This window comes from Polaromonas sp. P3_A5, assembly GCF_056403055.1.
Window position 1 is genome coordinate 2,407,615 of record NZ_JBFUGF010000001.1, and the last position, 19,024, is coordinate 2,426,638.

21 protein-coding genes and 1 other RNA gene are annotated in these 19,024 nt (G+C 62.5%); 4 read left to right on the forward strand and 18 right to left on the reverse strand.

Features of this window, described 5'->3' with window-relative positions:
- Positions 1–18: 18 nt before the first annotated feature.
- From AC1DU8_RS11395 to AC1DU8_RS11405, 3 genes are all read right to left on the reverse strand, one after another.
- On the reverse strand, positions 19–1,407 hold the full coding sequence (locus AC1DU8_RS11395; RefSeq protein WP_477689050.1) for an efflux RND transporter periplasmic adaptor subunit: 1,389 nt from the start codon (positions 1,405–1,407) through the stop codon (positions 19–21).
- A 273-nt stretch (positions 1,408–1,680) separates the two neighbouring features.
- Positions 1,681–2,163 carry a ribonuclease HI gene (gene rnhA, locus AC1DU8_RS11400; protein ID WP_457278630.1) on the reverse strand — a complete coding sequence of 161 codons (483 nt, stop codon included), beginning with the start codon at positions 2,161–2,163 and terminating at the stop codon, positions 1,681–1,683.
- Between the two features lie 53 nt (positions 2,164–2,216).
- Positions 2,217–3,056: a class I SAM-dependent methyltransferase gene (locus tag AC1DU8_RS11405; protein ID WP_457278631.1), complete on the reverse strand. Its 840-nt coding sequence runs from the start codon at positions 3,054–3,056 to the stop codon at positions 2,217–2,219.
- A 12-nt stretch (positions 3,057–3,068) separates the two neighbouring features.
- On the opposite strand from AC1DU8_RS11405, the gene gloB reads away from it, so the two are divergent.
- A complete protein-coding gene (gloB, locus tag AC1DU8_RS11410; RefSeq protein ID WP_477726758.1) occupies positions 3,069–3,839 on the forward strand; it encodes a hydroxyacylglutathione hydrolase in 771 nt (256 codons plus the stop codon).
- Positions 3,836–5,395, forward strand: a complete 1,560-nt coding sequence (locus AC1DU8_RS11415) for a transglycosylase SLT domain-containing protein (RefSeq protein WP_457278633.1) — start codon at positions 3,836–3,838, stop codon at positions 5,393–5,395. The genes gloB and AC1DU8_RS11415 overlap by 4 nt, the downstream gene beginning before the upstream one ends.
- Positions 5,396–5,442: 47 nt before the next feature.
- Here AC1DU8_RS11415 and AC1DU8_RS11420 read toward each other — a convergent pair whose 3' ends face one another.
- The 8 genes from AC1DU8_RS11420 to dnaX all read right to left on the reverse strand — a co-directional run bounded on the left by AC1DU8_RS11420 (position 5,443) and on the right by dnaX (position 12,318).
- Complete coding sequence (locus AC1DU8_RS11420) at positions 5,443–5,595, reverse strand: DUF3096 domain-containing protein (protein ID WP_348050368.1); 153 nt, start codon at positions 5,593–5,595, stop codon at positions 5,443–5,445.
- Between the two features lie 132 nt (positions 5,596–5,727).
- Positions 5,728–6,567, reverse strand: coding sequence for an ABC transporter permease (locus AC1DU8_RS11425; protein WP_477689048.1), 840 nt, complete (start codon positions 6,565–6,567; stop codon positions 5,728–5,730).
- 2 nt (positions 6,568–6,569) lie between these two features.
- A complete protein-coding gene (locus tag AC1DU8_RS11430) occupies positions 6,570–7,397 on the reverse strand; it encodes an ABC transporter ATP-binding protein (protein WP_477702413.1) in 828 nt (275 codons plus the stop codon).
- Positions 7,398–7,580: 183 nt separating this feature from the next.
- Positions 7,581–8,630 (reverse strand): ABC transporter substrate-binding protein, encoded by a 1,050-nt coding sequence (locus AC1DU8_RS11435; protein ID WP_477667241.1) that lies wholly within the window; start codon positions 8,628–8,630, stop codon positions 7,581–7,583.
- Positions 8,631–8,764: 134 nt separating this feature from the next.
- Positions 8,765–9,178, reverse strand: a complete 414-nt coding sequence (locus AC1DU8_RS11440) for an MAPEG family protein (RefSeq protein ID WP_477726759.1) — start codon at positions 9,176–9,178, stop codon at positions 8,765–8,767.
- 71 nt (positions 9,179–9,249) lie between these two features.
- Positions 9,250–9,876 (reverse strand): recombination mediator RecR, encoded by a 627-nt coding sequence (recR, locus tag AC1DU8_RS11445; protein ID WP_457278638.1) that lies wholly within the window; start codon positions 9,874–9,876, stop codon positions 9,250–9,252.
- A gap of 155 nt (positions 9,877–10,031) precedes the next feature.
- The gene (locus tag AC1DU8_RS11450) at positions 10,032–10,364 is read right to left on the reverse strand and encodes a YbaB/EbfC family nucleoid-associated protein (RefSeq protein WP_457278639.1); all 333 of its coding nucleotides are present in this window, start codon (positions 10,362–10,364) and stop codon (positions 10,032–10,034) included.
- A 94-nt stretch (positions 10,365–10,458) separates the two neighbouring features.
- Positions 10,459–12,318: a DNA polymerase III subunit gamma/tau gene (dnaX, locus tag AC1DU8_RS11455; protein ID WP_477726760.1), complete on the reverse strand. Its 1,860-nt coding sequence runs from the start codon at positions 12,316–12,318 to the stop codon at positions 10,459–10,461.
- Between the two features lie 189 nt (positions 12,319–12,507).
- Here dnaX and ffs point away from each other — a divergent pair.
- Positions 12,508–12,604, forward strand: an RNA gene (gene ffs, locus AC1DU8_RS11460) — signal recognition particle sRNA small type.
- Between the two features lie 34 nt (positions 12,605–12,638).
- Here ffs and AC1DU8_RS11465 read toward each other — a convergent pair.
- Positions 12,639–13,127: a low molecular weight protein-tyrosine-phosphatase gene (locus AC1DU8_RS11465; protein WP_477726761.1), complete on the reverse strand. Its 489-nt coding sequence runs from the start codon at positions 13,125–13,127 to the stop codon at positions 12,639–12,641.
- A gap of 186 nt (positions 13,128–13,313) precedes the next feature.
- Here AC1DU8_RS11465 and AC1DU8_RS11470 point away from each other — a divergent pair, with 186 nt between their 5' ends.
- Complete coding sequence (locus tag AC1DU8_RS11470; RefSeq protein ID WP_477726762.1) at positions 13,314–13,574, forward strand: hypothetical protein; 261 nt, start codon at positions 13,314–13,316, stop codon at positions 13,572–13,574.
- A gap of 47 nt (positions 13,575–13,621) precedes the next feature.
- Here AC1DU8_RS11470 and AC1DU8_RS11475 read toward each other — a convergent pair whose 3' ends face one another.
- The 6 genes from AC1DU8_RS11475 to AC1DU8_RS11500 form a co-directional block, all read right to left on the reverse strand.
- Complete coding sequence (locus tag AC1DU8_RS11475; RefSeq protein WP_477726763.1) at positions 13,622–14,113, reverse strand: hypothetical protein; 492 nt, start codon at positions 14,111–14,113, stop codon at positions 13,622–13,624.
- A gap of 240 nt (positions 14,114–14,353) precedes the next feature.
- On the reverse strand, positions 14,354–15,046 hold the full coding sequence (locus tag AC1DU8_RS11480) for a Crp/Fnr family transcriptional regulator (protein ID WP_477726764.1): 693 nt from the start codon (positions 15,044–15,046) through the stop codon (positions 14,354–14,356).
- A gap of 427 nt (positions 15,047–15,473) precedes the next feature.
- A complete protein-coding gene (locus AC1DU8_RS11485; RefSeq protein ID WP_477670878.1) occupies positions 15,474–16,190 on the reverse strand; it encodes a Crp/Fnr family transcriptional regulator in 717 nt (238 codons plus the stop codon).
- Positions 16,191–16,351: 161 nt separating this feature from the next.
- Positions 16,352–16,633 carry a hypothetical protein gene (locus tag AC1DU8_RS11490; RefSeq protein WP_477660591.1) on the reverse strand — a complete coding sequence of 94 codons (282 nt, stop codon included), beginning with the start codon at positions 16,631–16,633 and terminating at the stop codon, positions 16,352–16,354.
- A gap of 82 nt (positions 16,634–16,715) precedes the next feature.
- Positions 16,716–18,107, reverse strand: coding sequence for a TIGR03862 family flavoprotein (locus AC1DU8_RS11495; RefSeq protein WP_477726765.1), 1,392 nt, complete (start codon positions 18,105–18,107; stop codon positions 16,716–16,718).
- A 266-nt stretch (positions 18,108–18,373) separates the two neighbouring features.
- Complete coding sequence (locus tag AC1DU8_RS11500) at positions 18,374–19,006, reverse strand: hypothetical protein (protein ID WP_457278648.1); 633 nt, start codon at positions 19,004–19,006, stop codon at positions 18,374–18,376.
- Between the last annotated feature and the right edge of the window lie 18 nt (positions 19,007–19,024).

The following is a 19,024-nucleotide window of genomic DNA, read 5'->3' on the forward strand; positions in this document are numbered from 1 at the left end:
CTATGGCGCGGCGGCCGCTCAAGCGGGGTCGCGCGCTGGCGGGCCGGCCGGGCGGCGTTCGGCTGGGGCCACGCTACGCACCGGCACCAGGGCTCCTGGGGCCTCCGACACCACCACGCCACAAGGGTTGGGGCCTGCCGGCGGCGCTTGCGGTGCGGCGGCCACAGCTTTGGCCGGCGTGGCCGCAGCCGCAGGGGCCGTTGCGGCAGCTGCCGCGGGCGCAGTACCGGCAGCGGCAGCTTTTGCGTTGCCCGCGCGGGCAGAAGCATTTGCGGCCAGATCCACCACGGCCACCACGGTGCCGTCACGCTGCACGCGCTGCTGGCCGGTCGCAACCACCACGTCGCCGGACTCCAGGCCTTCGAGGATCTCGACCTTGCCGGGGCTGCGCAGGCCGACCTTGACTTCCACGCGCTTGGTCGTGCGGGTCTGCTCGTTCGGGCCTTCCAGCAGCTTGATGACGAACTGCCGGCCGCCCTGCGGGACAATCGCTTCCTCGGGCACCACGCGCGCGTTCTCGCGCACGCCGAACACCGTGTTGACCCGGGCGAACATGCCGGGCCGCAGCTGCAGCTGGCGGTTGTCGATGCAGCCGCGGATGCCAATGGAGCGGCCATTGGCGTCGATCAGCGGGTCGATGGCCTGGATTTGCGCGTTGTATTTGCGCCCTGGCAAGGCGTCGATGTCGAGGACAGCTGTCTGGCCGCGCCTGACCTTGTTCTGGAAGCGTTCGGGCAGCCGGAAATCGACAAAGATGGCCTCGATGTCCTCGATGTTGACGATGTCCGCGCCGTCTTTCAGGTAGTCGCCCACGTTCACGAGCCGGATACCGGCGATGCCGTCAAATGGCGCGACGATCTTCAGCCGCGCGGCCGTGGCCTTGGCCAGCGACAGCTTGGCCTCGGCCACCTGCAGGTTGGCGGCGCTTTCATCGAGCGAGCGCTGGCTGATGAAGTTTTGCGCCACCAGTTCCTGGTTGCGCTTCTGGTTGGCCCGCGCGATCGACAGTTCGGCCTGGCTTTGCTGCACCTGCGCCAACGGCAACTGGTCGTCGAACTGCACCAGAACCTGGCCTTTGCGCACACGCTGGCCATCGGTGAAATTGAGCTGGGTGATGCGCCCGCTGACCTCGGGGCGCAAGACCACGCCGCGGCGCGAACGCAAACTGCCCACGGCCGAGGTGTCATCCGACAGTCTGGCGAGTTCCACCTTCGCGGCTTCCACGGTCACCGGTTTTCCAGCGGCGGCGCCGTTGGTGCCATTGCCGGCGCCCTGGCCCGTCGAGGCAACCGGAGAAGACTCGGCCGCACCGCCCTGCGCCTTGGGTTTTTGCAGCCACCAGGCAGCACCCGAGGCGACCGCTATGCCCGCTACCGCGACCGCTGTGTAAATTGCTTTTGATGCCATGGGGAGGAAAACTTGTTATACAAAGAGATACAAACTTCCAATGTAGCAGGACACCATGGCGCGCGCAGCCTTTTTCTGGCCTCTGCGCAGGGTGAGCGCGGTAGCTTTACAACGGCTTTACCAAACGGCGCGGGCGAGCAAAACGGTGCGGATGCTATGTACGCTTATGGTGCGTTCCGGAAGGCGCAGTTTTTTTGTGTGGGCCAAGGCTGTTTGGTGCGTGTTTTGCGCACATGTTCCCACCCCGGCTTCAGACTCCCTGACAGGTCTTTGTTACAAGCGGCCGAGCGCGCGTTCCACGCCTTTGTTGGCCAGTGCGTCGGCACGCTCGTTGCCGGGGTCACCGGCATGGCCCTTGACCCAACGCCAGTCGATTTTGTGGCCGCTGGAGACGACAAGGGCGTCCAGGCGCTGCCAGAGATCCACATTCTTGACCGGCGCCTTGGCCGCTGTACGCCAGCCCCGGGCTTTCCAGCCGTGAATCCACTCGGTAATGCCCTTGCGCACGTATTCGCTGTCCAGGTAAAGCGTCACGCTGCAGGGCCGCTTCAGCGCCGCCAGCGCCTCGATGACGGCAGTCATTTCCATGCGGTTGTTGGTAGTGCCAAGTTCGCCGCCAAATAGCTCTTTTTCGGTGCCGCCCATTGCCAGCAGCGCCCCCCAACCTCCGGGGCCGGGGTTTCCCTTGCATGCGCCGTCGGTATAGATCACGACGTGTTGTGGTTGTGGCGTTGTGCCTGTTGGTGTGTCGGTCATGCGTTACAAATGCTCCCGGGAAGCTCCAAAGAGCAGCCGGTGGTTAAAGAAAATCAGGCAGGCGGCTGAGAGCGGGATGATCGGGTGAGCGGCTCCTTGTTGGCTATCGCGGCGGGTGCCGTCGCCGGCGCCCTTCGCGCCTTCCAGGCCGGCTCAAGCAAGCGGACTCCCCGTACACGCTTGACCGCTGCGAGGAAATAAACAGCGCCAAAAATTGGCCACCAGCGTTCCCCCGCCGCATCCATCCACTCGAACCGGTCCAGCCAGGCCTGACTTGTGAGCGCCGGCCGGTAGCAGCCGAAGCGCCCCGACTCTACCTCAAAGTCCAGCAGCCTCAGCCAGTCGCGAAGGCGCCAGTAGCCGATGAACTCGCCTGTTTTGGGAAGAAACAGGTTGTCATACCCCCAACGCTGGTAGATGTGGCCGCGGCGCTGGCGCAGCCCCCACAAGCTGGTCGGGTTGAAGCCGCTGATGACCACCCGCCCTTCCGGAACAAGCACCCGGCTCACCTCGCGCAGGCTGGCATGCGGGTCGCTGCTGAGTTCGAGCGTGTGCGGCAATACCACCAGGTCCAGGCTGTTCTCCGGGAATGGAAGTGCTCCCGCATCGGTCAGGAGCGCCGCGCGCCGGGAACTTGCGGCCGTGCGGCCGCTCGTATCTGTAGCCGGGGACTTTCCGGGTTCAGATGGCGGCGGCAATGAATCCAGCGCCAGCCATTTGTGCGGCATGCGATTGGCTTGCAGGGCGTCGAGCTCCGGCAGGCCCAGTTGCAGGGCGTGGTAACCAAAAACGTCACCGACGGCCTGGTCAAAATGCGTGCGCTCCCAGTCCAGAAGATAGCCACCGGGAGGGGTCTTCAGCCAGTCCGTCAAACCTATAATTTCAGAGCTCATTGAGACCACTGTATGTATTTGATTCCCATTCCTGCCTTTGACGACAACTACCTCTGGTTGTTGCATGACGGCAGGCGCGCCCTGGTCGTGGACCCGGGAGATGCCGGGCCGGTGCAGCGCACCCTGGAGCAGCATGCGTTGCAACTGGAGTCGATTCTAGTCACGCATCACCATGCAGACCATACAGGCGGCGTAGATGCCCTTCGCGAGGCAACAGGTGCTCAGGTCTGGGGCCCGGCCACCGAACACATTCCGCGGCCCTACACGCCCCTCAGCGGTGGCGACACAGCGAAAGCCCTTTGTCTTAATTTTCAGGTGATTGATGTACCTGGCCATACCGCAGGCCACATTGCTTTCTACACGCCCGAGGTGAACGGCAGGCCGCTGCTGTTTTGCGGCGACACGCTGTTCTCGGGAGGCTGCGGACGTTTGTTTGAGGGTACACCGGCGCAAATGCTGACCTCGCTCGACAAGCTGGCTGCGTTGCCCGGCAACACCGTCGTCTGTTGTACCCATGAATACACACTCAGCAATCTGCGCTTTGCCATGGCGGTCGAGCCGGAAAACACCGACCTGGCGGCGTATCAGGCGCAATGCGTTGCGCTTCGCACCCAGGAAAAGCCGACCTTGCCGACCTCTGTGGCCCAGGAATTGCTGATCAACCCCTTCTTGCGGACCCGCCAACCCACTATCATGGCTGCTGCCCGGCACTTTGATGCGTCGGCCCGAGACGACAACACCGTATTTGCCGCCATCCGGCAGTGGAAAAACCAATTCAAATGACGCCACACGACCGAACCACTGCAGCCGCTCCTCTTCCCAAACTCATCAATTTCCGTATTGTTCCGCTGGCGTTTCTGCTTGTGGCGACGCTGCTAGCGGGCTGCGCCACACAGCCACCCGGCATGCCGGGTGACCCGGTCCTCACAACAGGAACAAGCCCCACCGCCAAACCGCAAGTGCCGGGCGGTCCGCTTCAAGCCATCACACCAGGTCAGATCGGCTCTTACCAGATCGCCTCCACGGAACCTCCCAAGGAACTATGGGACCGTATTCGCCGCGGCTTCGCCATGCCCGACCTGCAAAATGAGCTGGTGACGGATCGCGAGCAGTGGTATGCCAGCCGGCCGGACTATATCCTGCGCATGACCGAGCGCTCCAGCAAATACCTTTTTCATATCGTTGAAGAACTCGAGCGCCGCCAGATGCCGACGGAACTGGCCCTGCTGCCGTTCATCGAAAGCGCTTTTAACCCGCAAGCCGTTTCCAGCGCCAAAGCCGCCGGCATGTGGCAGTTCATGCCGGCCACCGGTAAATATTTCGACCTGAAGCAAAATGCTTTCCGTGACGACCGGCGCGACGTACTGGCTTCCACCCGAGCAGCGCTGGACTACCTGCAAAAGCTGCATGGCATGTTTGGCGACTGGCATCTGGCGCTGGCGGCCTATAACTGGGGTGAAGGCAGTGTGGGCCGCGCCATTGCCAAAAACCAGAGAGCGGGACTGGGCACCAGCTACACCGACCTGAACATGCCGGCAGAAACCCGGCTCTATGTGCCCAAGCTGCAGGCCGTCAAGAACATTGTGGCCAATCCCCAGGCATTTCGCACCGAGCTGCCGTTGATCGAAAACCACCCTTATTTTCAGCAGGTGCTGATCACACGCGACATTGATGTGGCCCTGGCCGCACGCCTTGCCGACGTCAAGATTGAAGACTTCAAGGCACTGAACCCTTCGGCGCACCGCCCCGTCATCATTGCGGCGGGGACGCCCCAGATCCTGCTTCCCTGGGATAACGCTACGGTGTTCCAACGTAATTTCGAGGCCTACACCCAGGGGCAATACGCCAGCTGGACCGCCTGGTCAGCCCCCAGCACCATGAACCCGGCCGAAGCGGCGCGGCGTACCGGCATGAGTGAAGCCGATCTGCGCAGCGTCAACAACATACCGCCGCGCATGCTCATCAAGGCCGGTTCGACCTTGCTGGTGCCGCGTTCAGCCAAGGTTGAAAACGACGTTACCAGCCACGTTGCGGATACCGCGCAGGTCTCGTTCGCTCCTGAAGTCGTGACGCGCCGCACCACCGTCAAGGCCCGCAAGGGCGAGTCGGTCGCGACCATTGCCAAGCGCTACGGCCTGAGCGCTGCCAGCGTTGCCGAATGGAACAATGTCAGCACTTCCAGCGCTTTCAAACTGGGCCATCAGGTGGTGGTTTTTCTTCCGGTCAAAAGCCACGCCTCCAAAAGCCAGGCCTCAGCCTCCAGCCGCAGTCGCGGCAGTTCCGCGAAAGTGACCAAACGCAGCAATACCAAGACGGTCGTCAAGTCCAAAAAACGTTGACGCTCTCCGGAGCACGCACTTCAGCAGTCACCAACTGCGGGCTGCTGCTACAGCTTGAACGAACCGCTGCCGAACAGCCCGATCAGGCCGATGACAATCAGGTAAATCGCCACGATGTAATTGAGCAGGCGCGGTATCAGCAGGATAAGGATCCCCGCGATGAGCGACACGATGGGGCCGATGCTGAGTGAAAGATTCATGGTGTGTCCTTGGAGTGAAGCCGGCTCGCCGCTGCTGCGCATGGCAGAAGCGGTGCAGGCAGCCACGACTTTAAGGAGCCGCCCGGCCACAGGCTGTAGGACGACAGGAAGAGTTGCGGTACAGGGAAAACGTCAGAGTTTTTCTGTCTCACCGGTGCGCGGCTGCCATTTCATGAGCCGCTTCTCCAGCTTGCCAACAATGCCGTCCAGCACGAGGGCGAACGCCGTCAGCACCACGATGCCGGCAAACACCGTGTTCACGTCAAACGTGCCCTCGGCCTGCAAAATCAGGTAGCCCACTCCGCGCGCCGACCCCAGGTATTCACCCACGACGGCTCCGACAAACGCCAGGCCCACAGAGGTATGCAGGCTGGAAAACACCCAGCTGGTCGCGCTTGGCAGGTACACCGTGCGCAACAGCTGGCGCTGGTTGGCGCCCAGCATGCGGGCATTCGCCAGCACCACCGGGCTGACCTCTTTCACACCCTGGTAAACATTGAAAAACACGATGAAAAATACCAGCGTGACCGCCAGCGCTACCTTGCTCCAGATGCCAAGGCCAAGCCACAGCGAGAAGATCGGCGCCAGAATCACCCGCGGCATCGAGTTGGCGGCTTTGATGTAAGGGTCCAGGATCGCGCTGGCCGTAGGGGCCAAGGCCAGCCACAGCCCGCAGGCCAGGCCCAGCGCCGTGCCTATTCCGAAGGCCAACACAGTTTCCAGCAGGGTGGTGCCCAGATGAAGGTAGATGTCGGCGTTGCCTGCCAGTCCATCGGGGAACAGGCCGCTCGGCCCGAAACCAAAGGGCATGAACCAGCTCCATATCTTGCCGGCCACCTTGATCGGCTCGCCCAGGAAAAAAGCAATTTTCTGGTCGCGCGACGCCAGGTGCCAGCCGATCAGAATGAATACCAGCAAACCGACTTGCCATGCGCGGAGATTGCTTTCAGAGGGCTTGAGATGGCGCCACATGATCAGGCTGCCTTCTTGAGTTGCTGTGCATAGCCTTTAAGCACTTCATCGCGCAGCACGTCCCAGATCTGTTTGTGCAGCTCCACAAAACGCGGCTGGCTGCGCACCTCCGCCACGTCACGCGGGCGCGGCAGGTCAATCGGGAATTCGCCGATGGGATGCGTGCCGGGGCCAGCCGACAGCACCACCACCCTGTCGCTCATGGCAATGGCTTCGTCCAGATCGTGCGTGATGAACAGCACCGCCTTTTTCTTGGCAGCCCACAGGTCCAGCACTTCGTTTTCCATGAGCTGGCGCGTCTGAATGTCGAGCGCACTGAAAGGTTCGTCCATCAGGATGATGTCGGGGTCCAGTGCCAGCACCTGGGCCAGTGCGGTGCGTTTGCGCATGCCACCTGAAAGCTGGTGCGGATAGCGGTCACCGAATCCGCCCAGCCCCACGCGTTCCAGCCAGGCCTGCGCCTGGCGGCGGGCTTCATCATCGGGAATGCCCCGGTATTGCAATCCCATCATCACATTGGCGATGGCGCTGCGCCATGGCATCAAAGCTTCGGTCTGGAACATGTAGCCGGCGCGGGTGTTGATGCCGCCCAGCGGCTGGCCAAACACCCGAACCTCGCCGGAAGACGGCTCCAGCAAACCGGCACCAATATTGAGCAACGTGGATTTACCGCACCCTGTAGGCCCGACAACCGAAACGAATTCACCGGCCCGTATGCGCAAGGTAGTGTCGCTCACCGCCGTATAACGCTGGCCCGCATCGTCGCGCGAGTGAAAGGTACAGCTGATGTTGATCAACTCCAGGGCGTAGGCGTCGTCGGGTTCTGGCATGGCGGGAGCTTACAGCAAGGTGCTTGCACGAGGCAGGTCAAAGAGGAGGGATTGGAGAGCACCGAACGATCAACGCGGGCATCCGTCTTCACCAGCAGGGGCCGCGGAACCGGCTTTGCCGGGCCGCAGGCGCAGCGCCCCCTCGGGGGGCAGCGAACCACACGCAGTGGGGAGCGTGGGGGCTCAAGCTTTGAATCGGTCCTTGGCCTTGCGTGCGAACTCGTTGGTATAGGTCTTTGCGATGTCGATCTTGTCGGCCTTGATGCTGGGGTCAAAGCTTGCCAGTGCCTTGAGCGCCGTGCGCGCGCCATCATCAGGAATGATGCCGTCAAGCGAGATCGACTCACGCACCTTGTTGAATGACGCAAGGTACAGCGCCCGGTCACCCAGCAGGTAGCTCTCGGGCACGGTCTTGATGATGTCACCGGGGCCTGCCGTCTGCAGCCATTTGAGCCCATGCACGATCGCATTGGCCAGTGCCTGGCAAGTGTTGGGATTTTTCTGGACGAACTCTATCGGGGCGTACAGGCAGGCCGCCGGCATGGAACCGCCAAAAACTTCGATCGTGCCCTTGAGGGTGCGCGTATCGCTGATGATCTTTACCTCGCCCTTTTGCTCGAGCATGGTCATGACCGGGTCGGTATTGCTCATGGCATCGATCTGCCCCGAACGCATCGCAGTCAGTGCGCCCGCCGCAGTGCCGACTCCGATAAAACTCACGTCGCCGGGTTTGAGGCCTGCGCGCGAAAGTACCAGGTTGGCCATCATGTTGGTGGATGACCCCGGCGCAGACACACCGATTCTCTTGCCCTTCAGGTCTGCGACCGTTTTGTAGTTGGGCATGTTTTTGGTCGAGACGCCAAAAGCGATTTGCGGCGCCCTGCCCTGCAGCACAAAAGCCTGGAACATCTGGTTTTTGGACTGAAGGTTGATGGTGTGCTCGAAAGCACCCGAGCAGACGTCGGCAGAGCCGCCCACCACGGCCTGCAGCGCGCGTGCGCCACCGGCAAAGTCGCTGATTTCAATGTCCAGGCCTTCGGCCTTGAAATACCCCAATTGCTCGGAAATGGTGAGAGGCAGGTAATAGAACGCCGCCTTGCCGCCGACCGCCAGCGCAATTTTTGTTTTCTCGAGCCTGGGCTGCGCGCGAAGCACCGGCAATGCCAGCGTTGCTGCTGCCAGTGCGGTGCCACCGGCAAAAGCCCGACGGGAAATCAGGGGTTGGCGATTCATGCAAGCCTCTCTCTTTTTTTGATGTCACAAGCTTATCGAGGCATAAAAAAACCCGCATCGGGGTGATCCCGTGCGGGTTTTTACCGAAGGTGATCGCGTTACCAGAGGTAACTTTCACACTCGCGACGCATGTGTCAACGAAAGCCGGAAAAAAGAATGACGATATTGATAAAAAGTGCACACGCCCAGATGGCCGAGCGGGCTTTGGCCAGGTCTGCGATGTACATCATGATGTAGGCAATGCGAAGCACGACAAAGAGCAATGCCAGGATGTCCAGCCGTGTCTGCCCCGCCTGCAGGATGTGCGCAATGATCACTGCGGCAAAGAAAAAGGGCAGTGCCTCAAATGTGTTGGCTTGTGCGGCGTTGGCCCGGGCACGCCAATCGGTTTGCTGCGCCAGCCAGCCTCGCGGGTTGTGGTTGTCGTATCCGCCGTCGCGACGCGAGGTGCTCATCGTGCCGTATTTGGCAATGGCAGCACACACAATGGGCAACAGGGCTGCAATCAGAACACACCAATAGGCGATGGTGAAGCGTGCGAATGTCATGGTGGGTTCCTTTCGTTATGGTCGCCCGCTGCGGGCATGAAGCTGTCAAGATAAAACTAAAAACACCGCCCTCACCTGCGGTCCACCAACGCGTGGGCAATGGTGCCCAAATCTACGTATTCAAGTTCGCTTCCCACCGGCACTCCGCGCGCCAGGCGCGTCACCTGGACGCCGCGGCTTTTCAGCGCTTGTGCAATCACGTGCGCAGTGGCTTCGCCTTCGGCCGTGAAATTGGTCGCCAGGATGACTTCCTGCACTTCGCGCGATGCAGGCGGCAACGCCTCGCCGCGCTCATTCTTGGGCACCACGCGGTCAAACAGTTTTTGCAAGCCGATGTCGTTGGGACCTATGCCGTCAAGCGGGCTCAGCTTGCCCATGAGCACAAAATAGAGGCCCTTGTAGGCCAGCGTGCGTTCAAGGGCAGCCTGGTCGGCCGGTGTTTCAACCACGCACAGCTTGCTGCGGTCACGCTGCGGGTTGGCGCAGGTGGTGCAAACCTCCTGCTCGGTCAGCGTGTTGCACAGGGTGCAATGCCGCACGCTGTTGACGGCGTGCTCCAGCGCACGGGCAATCTGCAGCGCGCCGGGCTTGTCGTGCTGCAGGAGATGGAACGCCATGCGCGCGGCCGACTTGGCGCCCACGCCCGGCAGCTTGCGCAGCGCCTGGGTCAAGCCTTCGAGAGCATTGGAGTCAGCCATGTAGTGGGAAATGCAGCTTTAAGAATATGAAGAACAAGGCGTAGCGAGCGGGTTCAGGGCAAGGCGCGGGTGTCAGGTCACCGGAATGCACTTAAGGTGCATGAGGATGACCTGATCGGGACCCGCAACGCGGCCATGAGCCCGCGCAGTAGCCGTTAGAAGGGGAGCTTCATGCCGCCGGGCAGACCGGGCATACCGGCCGTGAGCTTGCCCATTTTCTCGTTGCTCACTTCTTCGGCCTTGCGCACGGCGGCGTTGAACGCAGCGGCTACCAGGTCTTCCAGCATGTCCTTGTCGTCAGTCAGCAGGCTGGGGTCAATTTCGACGCGTTTGACATCGTGCTTGCAGGTCATGGTGACCTTCACCAGGCCGGCGCCGGCCTCAGCGGTGACTTCCACAAATGCCAGTTCTTCCTGGGCTTTCTTGAGGTTGTCCTGCATCGCCTGCGCCTGCTTCATGAGGCCCGCGAGTTGTCCTTTGTTAAACATGGTAGTTCCTTTAAAACTTGAAATCGAGGTGTGCTTTGCGTCTGAAATTGCGTCGAAATTGGGGGCAGAAATTGGTTTTAAAACCTGCCTTTGATCATATCGACTTCGCAGCCAGCGGCCGGATGCTGCCGGGGACAATTTTGGCGCCCCAGTCGCGAATCATGTCCTGCACAAACGGGTCGTTCTGGATCATTTCTTCGGCCGCACGCTGGCGCTCGGCTTGCGCCGCCGCATTGCGGCGCGCCGGGGTGTCGGTGACGGGCCCCACTTCCACCGCGAGCCGCAAGGCCGCATCGCCGAGATGCGCCTGCAGTGCGGCTTGCAGCTTTTCACGCGCTGCCGCCTGGTTCAGCGACTCGCGTTCTACCCGAAGCGTCCACAGCCCATCGGCCTGGCTGCGCAGCTCCGACTGCAGGCCCAGCTCACGCGTCAGCGCCGCCACGGCTTCGGCGGCCACCAGCTGGTTGACAGTCTGGCTCCAGTCTTCGCCGTGCGGAACAGGCACCAGAGGCGCGACGGCAGCTGCTGGCGCGCCCGGCTGCGGGCGCTGCTGCGGTACTGGCCGCTCCGGCATCGCCACGGGAGTCGCTACTGAATTGATAGCTGCTTGCGCACGCTCCGCTTGGGCTGCGGGCTGTTTTTTCTCAAAATCCTGAGAAGTGGGTGTTTCTTGCGGAACACGCGGCGCAGCAGGCACCGGCTCATCATGGGTAGGTTCGCGTGCAGCGGCAGGCGCCAGCGCCGCGCGCCGTTCAGGCAAAGCCACGGGCGCATGGGCCCGCGCCACCTCAGGCTGGGGCTTTTTTCCAGGCTCGGCGGCACCCCCCGCATGGGTGGTAGCCGAAGCCGACGGTTTGAAGGCTAGCAAGCGCAGCAGCACCATGGTCAGGCCCGCGTATTCGTCGGGCGCCAGGCCCAATTCACCGCGGCCATGCAGGCACAGGCTGTAAAGCAGCTGCGTTTCATCGGCAGGCAGCGCCTGGGCCAGCCGCGCCGTCTCCGCGATGTCCGGGTCGGCTCCGTCGTCGCCCGCGCCCATCTCGGGTACGGCCTGCAACACCGCCATGCGTTGCAGCACCGTCGTCATTTCTTCCAGGGTGGAAGCCGCGCTCAAGCCGTTCAGCCGCAACGCTTCGGAGGTTTCGACCACGGTTTTGCCGTCGCCGCGCGCCAGGGCATCAAGCAGGCGGTAGACATAGCTGCGGTCCACGCTGCCCAGCATGGTGCGCACACTGGCTTCTTCAAGCTTGCCGGAGCCAAAGGCAATGGCCTGGTCCGTCAGCGACAGGGCGTCGCGCATGGAGCCGCGCGCCGCGCGTGCCAGCAGGCGCAGCGCCTGTTGCTCGGCCGGGACGTTTTCAACGCCCAGCACCTGCGTCAAATGCTCCAGCACCGTCTCGGGCGCCATGGGCCGCAGGTTGAACTGCAGGCAGCGCGACAGCACGGTGGCCGGTACTTTTTGCGGGTCGGTCGTGGCCAGTACAAACTTCAGGTATTCGGGGGGTTCCTCCAGCGTCTTGAGCATGGCGTTGAACGCCGTGTTCGTGAGCATGTGCACCTCGTCGATCATGAAGACCTTGAAACGGCCGACGACAGGTTTGTAAACGGCCTGCTCGAGCAGTTGTGCGATTTCATCCACGCCGCGGTTGGACGCCGCGTCCAGCTCGGTGTAGTCGACAAAGCGGCCGCTGTCGATGTCGGTACAGGCCTGGCACACGCCACACGGCGTGGCCGTAATGCCGCCCTGCCCGTCCGGCCCCAGGCAATTGAGCGACTTGGCCAGGATGCGGGAAATGGTTGTCTTGCCTACGCCCCGCGTGCCGGTGAACAGGTAAGCATGGTGCAACCGCTGGGTGGCCAGCGCATTGCCCAGCGCCTGCACCACATGCGACTGCCCCACCATTTCCGAGAAATTTTTGGGGCGGTATTTGCGGGCAAGAACGAGATAGGACATCCGCCCATTCTAGGATATGGCCCCCACGCTTTTCACTTCGTGTAATGCGCTGCCCCCCGAGGGGGCCGCTGCGCCTGCGGTCTGGCAAAGCCAGTCCCGCGGCCCCGGCTGGAATAGATCGCTCGGTGCCCTTTTCACTGATGGGGGTATGCCAGAGGGGTCATTCCCAAGTCCCTTACAATCGAGGGTGACGGGCCTTCCCGCATGGTAAAGCGGCCAACCGGGTCAGGTGGGGAACCAAGCAGCCCTAACTGTGGAGTCAGTGCCGGGGTCAAGGCTCGTCACCTTATTCAAGTTGCAGCGCGCGCAGCCGCTGCCAGTCAATGCGCCGGCTTCAGATGGCGTTCAACATACCGCATCAGCCCCTCGCAGGCATCCTCCACCAGGTCGAGCACATGCTCAAACCCGTCCTTGCCGCCGTAGTAAGGATCAGGCACAACCGGGCTGTCATGCTTCAGGCAGAACTCCGTGAGCCTGCGCACCTTCCCGAGATGTTTAGCCGGGCACCCTTCCTGAATCAAAGCCAGGTTGTCCCAGTCCATCGCCAAAATCAAATCATGGCGCTCAAAATCTGAATCCGAAATCTGCCGGGCCCTCAAGCCTGACAGGTCATAACCGCGCCTGGATGCATGCGCCTGCGAGCGCTCGTCGGGTGGGTTGCCGGGGTGGTAGTTGTGGGTGCCGGCGGAGTCGACCTGGATTTGATGAGCCAAGCCGCGATCTTTGACCTTTTGTTGGAACACGCCGTGGGCCGTCGGGCTGCGGCAGATATTGCCCATGCAAACAAAGAGAATGGAATAGGGTTTCATGGATTGAAGGCTGGGCGGGGACTTGCCATGGAAGACCCAAAGAACATGCGGCCTTGGGCTATCACAACCATTTTAGGTTTGACGCTGCCCATCCGGCGACCAAAGCCACCACTAGGCCAGACGGCCCATAGCCACAGGCACTCCATCCGTATACAGTCCATTGACGGAGACAACCATGCAATGCTGATGACCTGCATAGGAGGCCCGCTTCACGGGCTGCAAGTAGGAATTGCCGACGATGCCTTGATGTATGACGTGCAGGGCAGCAGGCCGCGCGCGCGTTATTTGCGGCAGGTACCTTCGCAGTACTACGATCCCCGGGCCGGCCATGCCGACTCTGTGGCGTTTTTTGCGTTGAGTTCGTTGAGCGGGATGGAGGTGACCGATCTGATCATCGCCCACCTGGAAACTTTTCAGCCCGTGCCGGTTGCGTCAAAGCCAGCCTGACGGCCTCACGGACATCCCAGAAGGCAGGCAGAGAAGTTAACCCGGCGTTAACCCGGCGCCATCGGCTGGGTGGCCTGCGCGCCTGGGGCTGTCGGGTGAGCGCGTTGCTCGCGCTCATGCGTCAGCGCCAGGTGAAGCTGGTGCAAGGCACCCACACACTCCAGCACGATGGACTGAACCAGCTCCGCGGCCTCGCCGGCCTGCGAGTTGGGTGCGGCCGCGAGTTTTTCACCGACGCTGAGCATGAGCCTGGCCTTGACGGCGTGAAACAGCGCGTCCCAATCAGCGATCGCGATGTCCAGCGGGTGGTCGGGGGTGAGCGCTTCGAGCTGCCGCTCGGGAAGCGAAGCGAGATGGATGCCGTCAGCGCCCTCGCCGTCTCCTTTGGCCCAGTCGCGCAGAACATCCAGCGCAGCGGCACTGGTGGCGGGCAGCTCGCATCGGGACTCCTTCATGAGTTCAGGAGAGCTCAGCATGGTCAGCGCCGAGCGCGCCAGCAGCCTGATATTGGGAGGGGGTGAGGAAGCAAGCCGGATCATTTCAGAACCCTCGCTAAAGGAGTTGCATGGCGCTGCAACAGCGGTCGGGCGCTGCGTCTTCAAAGGTTCGCAATATCGCCGTACGCTCCTTTCTAGGCGGCCCTAGGCGATCCGTCCGTGCGGTAACGCACATCGGCCGCAAAAGGTTTTCAGGCCGTGTCGCGGGCTGCCATTGAGCTGAAACAGGTAAACCGATGCTTTTGCCTGACAGGCAGGCCCCCGCTATCCCAAACCCGCTCGTCAGTGAAGCAATTGGGTATAGGTTTTCCGGTCAGCCGCGTAACAGCTGCATGCCGCGGCTTCCAGGCCGGTGCGGTCAAGAACCTTCAATTCACCGCGGTGGTATTCGATCAATCCACCGCGCTGCAACGCGCTGGCGGCCGACGTGATGCCGACGCGGCGCATGCCCAGCATGTAGGCCAGAAATTCGTGTGTCACATGAAAATGGTCGGAATGCGCGCGGTCCTGGCTCATCAACAGCCATCGGGCCAGGCGCTGGCTCGTCAGGTGAAAGCGAAGGCAGGCCGCTGATGCGGACTGCTGCGCCATCAAGACATAAAGGTAGCGGTTCAGGCCGCGCTGCAACGAAGCACTGCGCGCCAGCTCGCGCCGGAAAACGGCGGTGCTGATCCGCCAGGATGCCCCCGCGCCCTGCACCACCGCATGCACTGGCGCGGTGACAACGCCCAACACCAGTTGCGCGCCCAGCATGCCTTCGCGGCCCACCATGCCAACCTCTACACCCGGGCTGCCTTCCACCAGGGCCACAAGGGAAATGAAGCTTTCGACCGGGAAATAGACGTAACGTGTGGGTTTGCCGGGTTCGCACAGCACCTCGGCCAGCGACAGCTCGACGGGCTCGCAGACGGCGAGCAGGCGCAGGCGGTCCTTGCGAGGGAGAAGCTCAATGAGGTGGTTTTCGACAGGGGCCAAAATGGCTCTCCGGTGTAAGAACCTGTTCACGGTCTAAACGGGGCCGCGCAAGCACCTTCTCGGGATGGGATGCAAGGCGCGGTGCGCTGCCCATAGTGCAGCTATGGGCAAGCGCCGCAACGCCGCAGATCGCCCGAGAAGGCGCTTGCCCTCCGGGTTGGGGTGAAATCGGGCGATTGAGCCACCCAGACCCTTGCATGGGCATTAGCCCATGCGGCGGTCCTGCGCGGCCCACTCATCCCGATTGCACCCCAACGCGGCTCCGTTTAGATCGTGAATAGGTTCTATGGCCCCCGGGGAGTGCCGGGTCATGGACAAGGCCGCGCTACTGTCGTCAGTTCAATTCGGTGCCCCAGTATGCACGACGTGTCGCCAACGCCACCGTGTGCCAGCGCACACAGCACACAACAGGCCGCACACCGGGATGCTAGGAGGCGAGTTTTTCGGGAAGCAAGCGGTCGTATTCCTTCTTGACCACGGCATAACACTCACAGGTGCGCTGCTCCAGGCCCGGGCGGTCCAACACTGTGATGCGGCCGCGCGAATAGCGGATCAGCCCGAGGTTTTGCAGCTTGGTCGCGCCTTCGGTCACGCCTTCGCGGCGCACGCCCAGCATGTTGGCGATCAGCTCCTGCGTCATCACCAGCTCATTGCTCTGCAACCGGTCAAGGCTGAGGAGCAGCCAGCGGCACAGCTGCTGGTCGAGCGAATGGTGGCGGTTGCACACCGCGGTTTGTGCCATCTGCGTGATCAGTGCCTGGGTGTAGCGCAGCAGCAGGTGCAGCACCGGCGCGCGCTTGAACTCGTCCTTGATCGCCTGTGCCTTGAGGCGAAAACCCTGGCCAGCGCTTTGCACGACGGCGCGGCTGGGTGTGGACTCCCCGCCCATGAACAGGGAGATGCCCACGACACCTTCATGGCCGACGACGGCAATCTCGGCCGAAGAGCCGTTTTCCATCACATAAAGCAGCGAGACGATGGCCGTGGTGGGAAAGTACACATGGTCCAGCGTGGTGCCCGACTCATAAAGCACCTGACCCAGCGGCATGTCGACCCATTCCAGTTGCGGCAGCCAGCGCTGCCACTCTGCTTCCGGCAATGCGGCAAGCAGCTCGTTGTCTTTGGGGTTGGAAGAATGGGCCATCGAGACACTCCGGGGCGGATCTGGCTTCGAGTTGGGCCTCTGGCAGAGATCTCGCACCGTCTTTGGAGTATAGGGACTAACGGCCCCCCGGTATGTGCGCTACCGCACAAACTAAAGTTCCCCGGCACAGTCCGCCTCCGGGGCTTTTGTGGGCCCCGGTACTACCGGCTCACTTCTTCAACCGCCTCGGTGGTCTGCAATGCATGGACGGCGATCTGTGCCGACATGAGCGCCAGCGACGCCAGCGGATAGGTGCCGCTGATGATGCCCCGGAAGGCGACTTCCGCGGCCACGGCGTCCTGGCCCAGGCCTTCGGTGGCGGCGATGATGCATTCTTCAATGCCGCCCAACCCGGCGTCGCCGAACAGGTCTTCACCTTCGTAGGTCACGCGGTATTCGTACTGGGTCTTGTCAAAAGAGTCGATGTTAAAACGGACGATCATGGCGGCTCCTCTCGCACAACTGCGAATGGTTCAAAAAATTTTGCTACAAAATCAATAGCTGCTTGCGCACAACCCTATTGGGCTAAAGGCCAAAATGACTCAAAACGCCCTGCCCGGCAACGCGCCCGCCAGCAAAGCAGGCCGTGAGCAGATAGCCGCCCGTGGGGGCTTCCCAGTCCAGCATTTCACCGGCGCAGAACACGGGCTGGGGCACTGCAGCCGCAGCACCCAGCTGTAGCTGTGCACTCAGGCCCTCAAACATCACGCCGCCCGCGGTGCTGATGGCTTCATCCATCGGCCTGGCCGCAGTAACGCGCACCGGCAGCGCCTTGATGCCGGCGGCCAGGCGCACCGGATCGGCGATGGCGTCCTTGCCCAGCAGTTCGTACAACATCGCGGCCTTGATGCCGTCGAGGTTCAGGCGGCTCTTGAGGTGACTGGACAGCGAGCGTGAGCCGCGCGGGTGGCGCACTTCCACCAGCACCTGCTCGGCGGTCTTGGCGGGCAGCAAATCGAGCAGGAAGGTGGCGCTGCCGTGTTTCGCAATCTCGTCGCGCAACAAGCTGGAGGCGGCATACACCAGGCTGCCTTCCACACCGGTGGCGGTGGCAATGAACTCGCCCTTGCGGCTAAAAGCTCGGCCGCGTGAATCGGTAAAGCTGATGGCGACGGACTTGAAAGGCTGGCCGGCAAAACGGCTGGCGAAGTGTTCAGTCCAGCCGGCCTTGGTCAAGGGACTTTTTCCGATGAGCTCCTGCAGGAATTCGCGGCGGGTCTCGCCGGCGTCGGCTGCCGCCTCTTCAAGCTGCGCCGGGCTGTCGGGCCGCGCCGCCACGTCGAAGCCGCAGTTGGACGGCAGCAGCGGCGCCACGGCCACGCCGCGCGCAGCCAGCAGCGGCACCCAGGCGCCATCAGAGCCCAGCCGCGCCCAGCTGCCGCCGCCCAAAGCCAGCACCACGGCGTCGGCTTGCGCCAGCACCTCGCCGGTGGGCGTTGAAAACTTCAGCGCGCCGTCATCGGCCCATCCCAGCCAGCGGTGCCGCATGGAAAACTGCACGCCGGCCTGGCGAAGGCGGTGCAACCACGCGCGCAGCAGCGGCGCGGCTTTCATGTCTTTGGGGAACACGCGGCCCGAACTGCCGATAAAGGTTTCCACGCCCAGCGCTTCAGCCCAGGCACGCAGCTCCGCCGGGCCAAACGCGGCCAGCAACGGCTGCAGCTGTGGAGCGCGCTCGCCATAGCGGCTCAGAAAGGCCTCGGGTGCTTCGGAATGCGTGAGGTTGAGCCCGCCCTTGCCGGCCAGCAAAAACTTGCGCCCCACCGAAGGCATGGCGTCATACACCTCGACCTTCACGGCCGCACCGGCAGCGGCCAGCACCTCGGCGGCCATCAGGCCGGCGGGTCCGCCGCCTATGACGGCAACACGCAGGGGGCCGGCAGGCGGCGGTTTCACGGGAGAGGCTGAATCGTTCAAAAGGTGTTCCGTCTGCTCGCGGAGGCGAGCCAGGGTGAAATTGGAGAAATCAGGGCCAAACAGCAGCCGCTTTCCTGAAAGGCGTCAAAGATAGCGCTTCGCAGGCGAATGTGTTTGCTCTGTTTTTGATAGCTGCTTGCGCCCGATCCTATTGGCCTGCAGGGCTAAATCGCTTAAAAACAGGGGCCAGGTACAGGTTTGGCGCCGGTGGGCGGCATGCGCCAATTATCACAGGCCGCACTTGCCGGCCCGCGCGGCGCATTGCATTACATGGGCGGCGCAAAACCATCGCGGCCGACGATGACACGCAGCGCGGTCGGCTTGCCGGCTTTTTCCTGCGCCGTGATCATCACCTTGGCACCCGGCACCAGCAAGGCGTTTTCATCGGCCTTGCCGGGCTTGAAGGACACCACCGGCACATCCGGCGGAACAATCACGGTTTTCTCGCCGTCCTTGTAGCGCAACGTGAGCTTTTGCCCGCCGGGCACCGACGTTGGCGCCGCGGCCAGGTCGGCCACGGTGGCGTTGGTCATGGTGCTGTCGGGCCGCAAGTCCCAGGGGCGGTGGCCTTCACCGGCGCCGCGCGCGGCTTCGGGGAACACCAGCACCTCCAGCGCCAGCTGGCTGCCGTCGGGCTGCGGCATGCCGGCGGTGCCGATGTAGCTGCCGGGCTTGATGTCGGCGAGCGACAGCGGGTACACCTCGGACACGTCCATCTCGGCCGGGCGCACCAGCGTGATCACTTCGCCGCTGCGTTCCCTGATGGTGAGGCTGGTCGCATCGACTTTTTCAATCGTCGCGCGCAGGCGCACCGTGGGGTTAGTCGGTGCCGGGGTTTGGGCCCATGCCAGTGGCAGGACGGCCAGGAAGGTTAGCGAGGCGGCAAGTTGCTTGAACATGGTTGTCTCTTTCTTCAG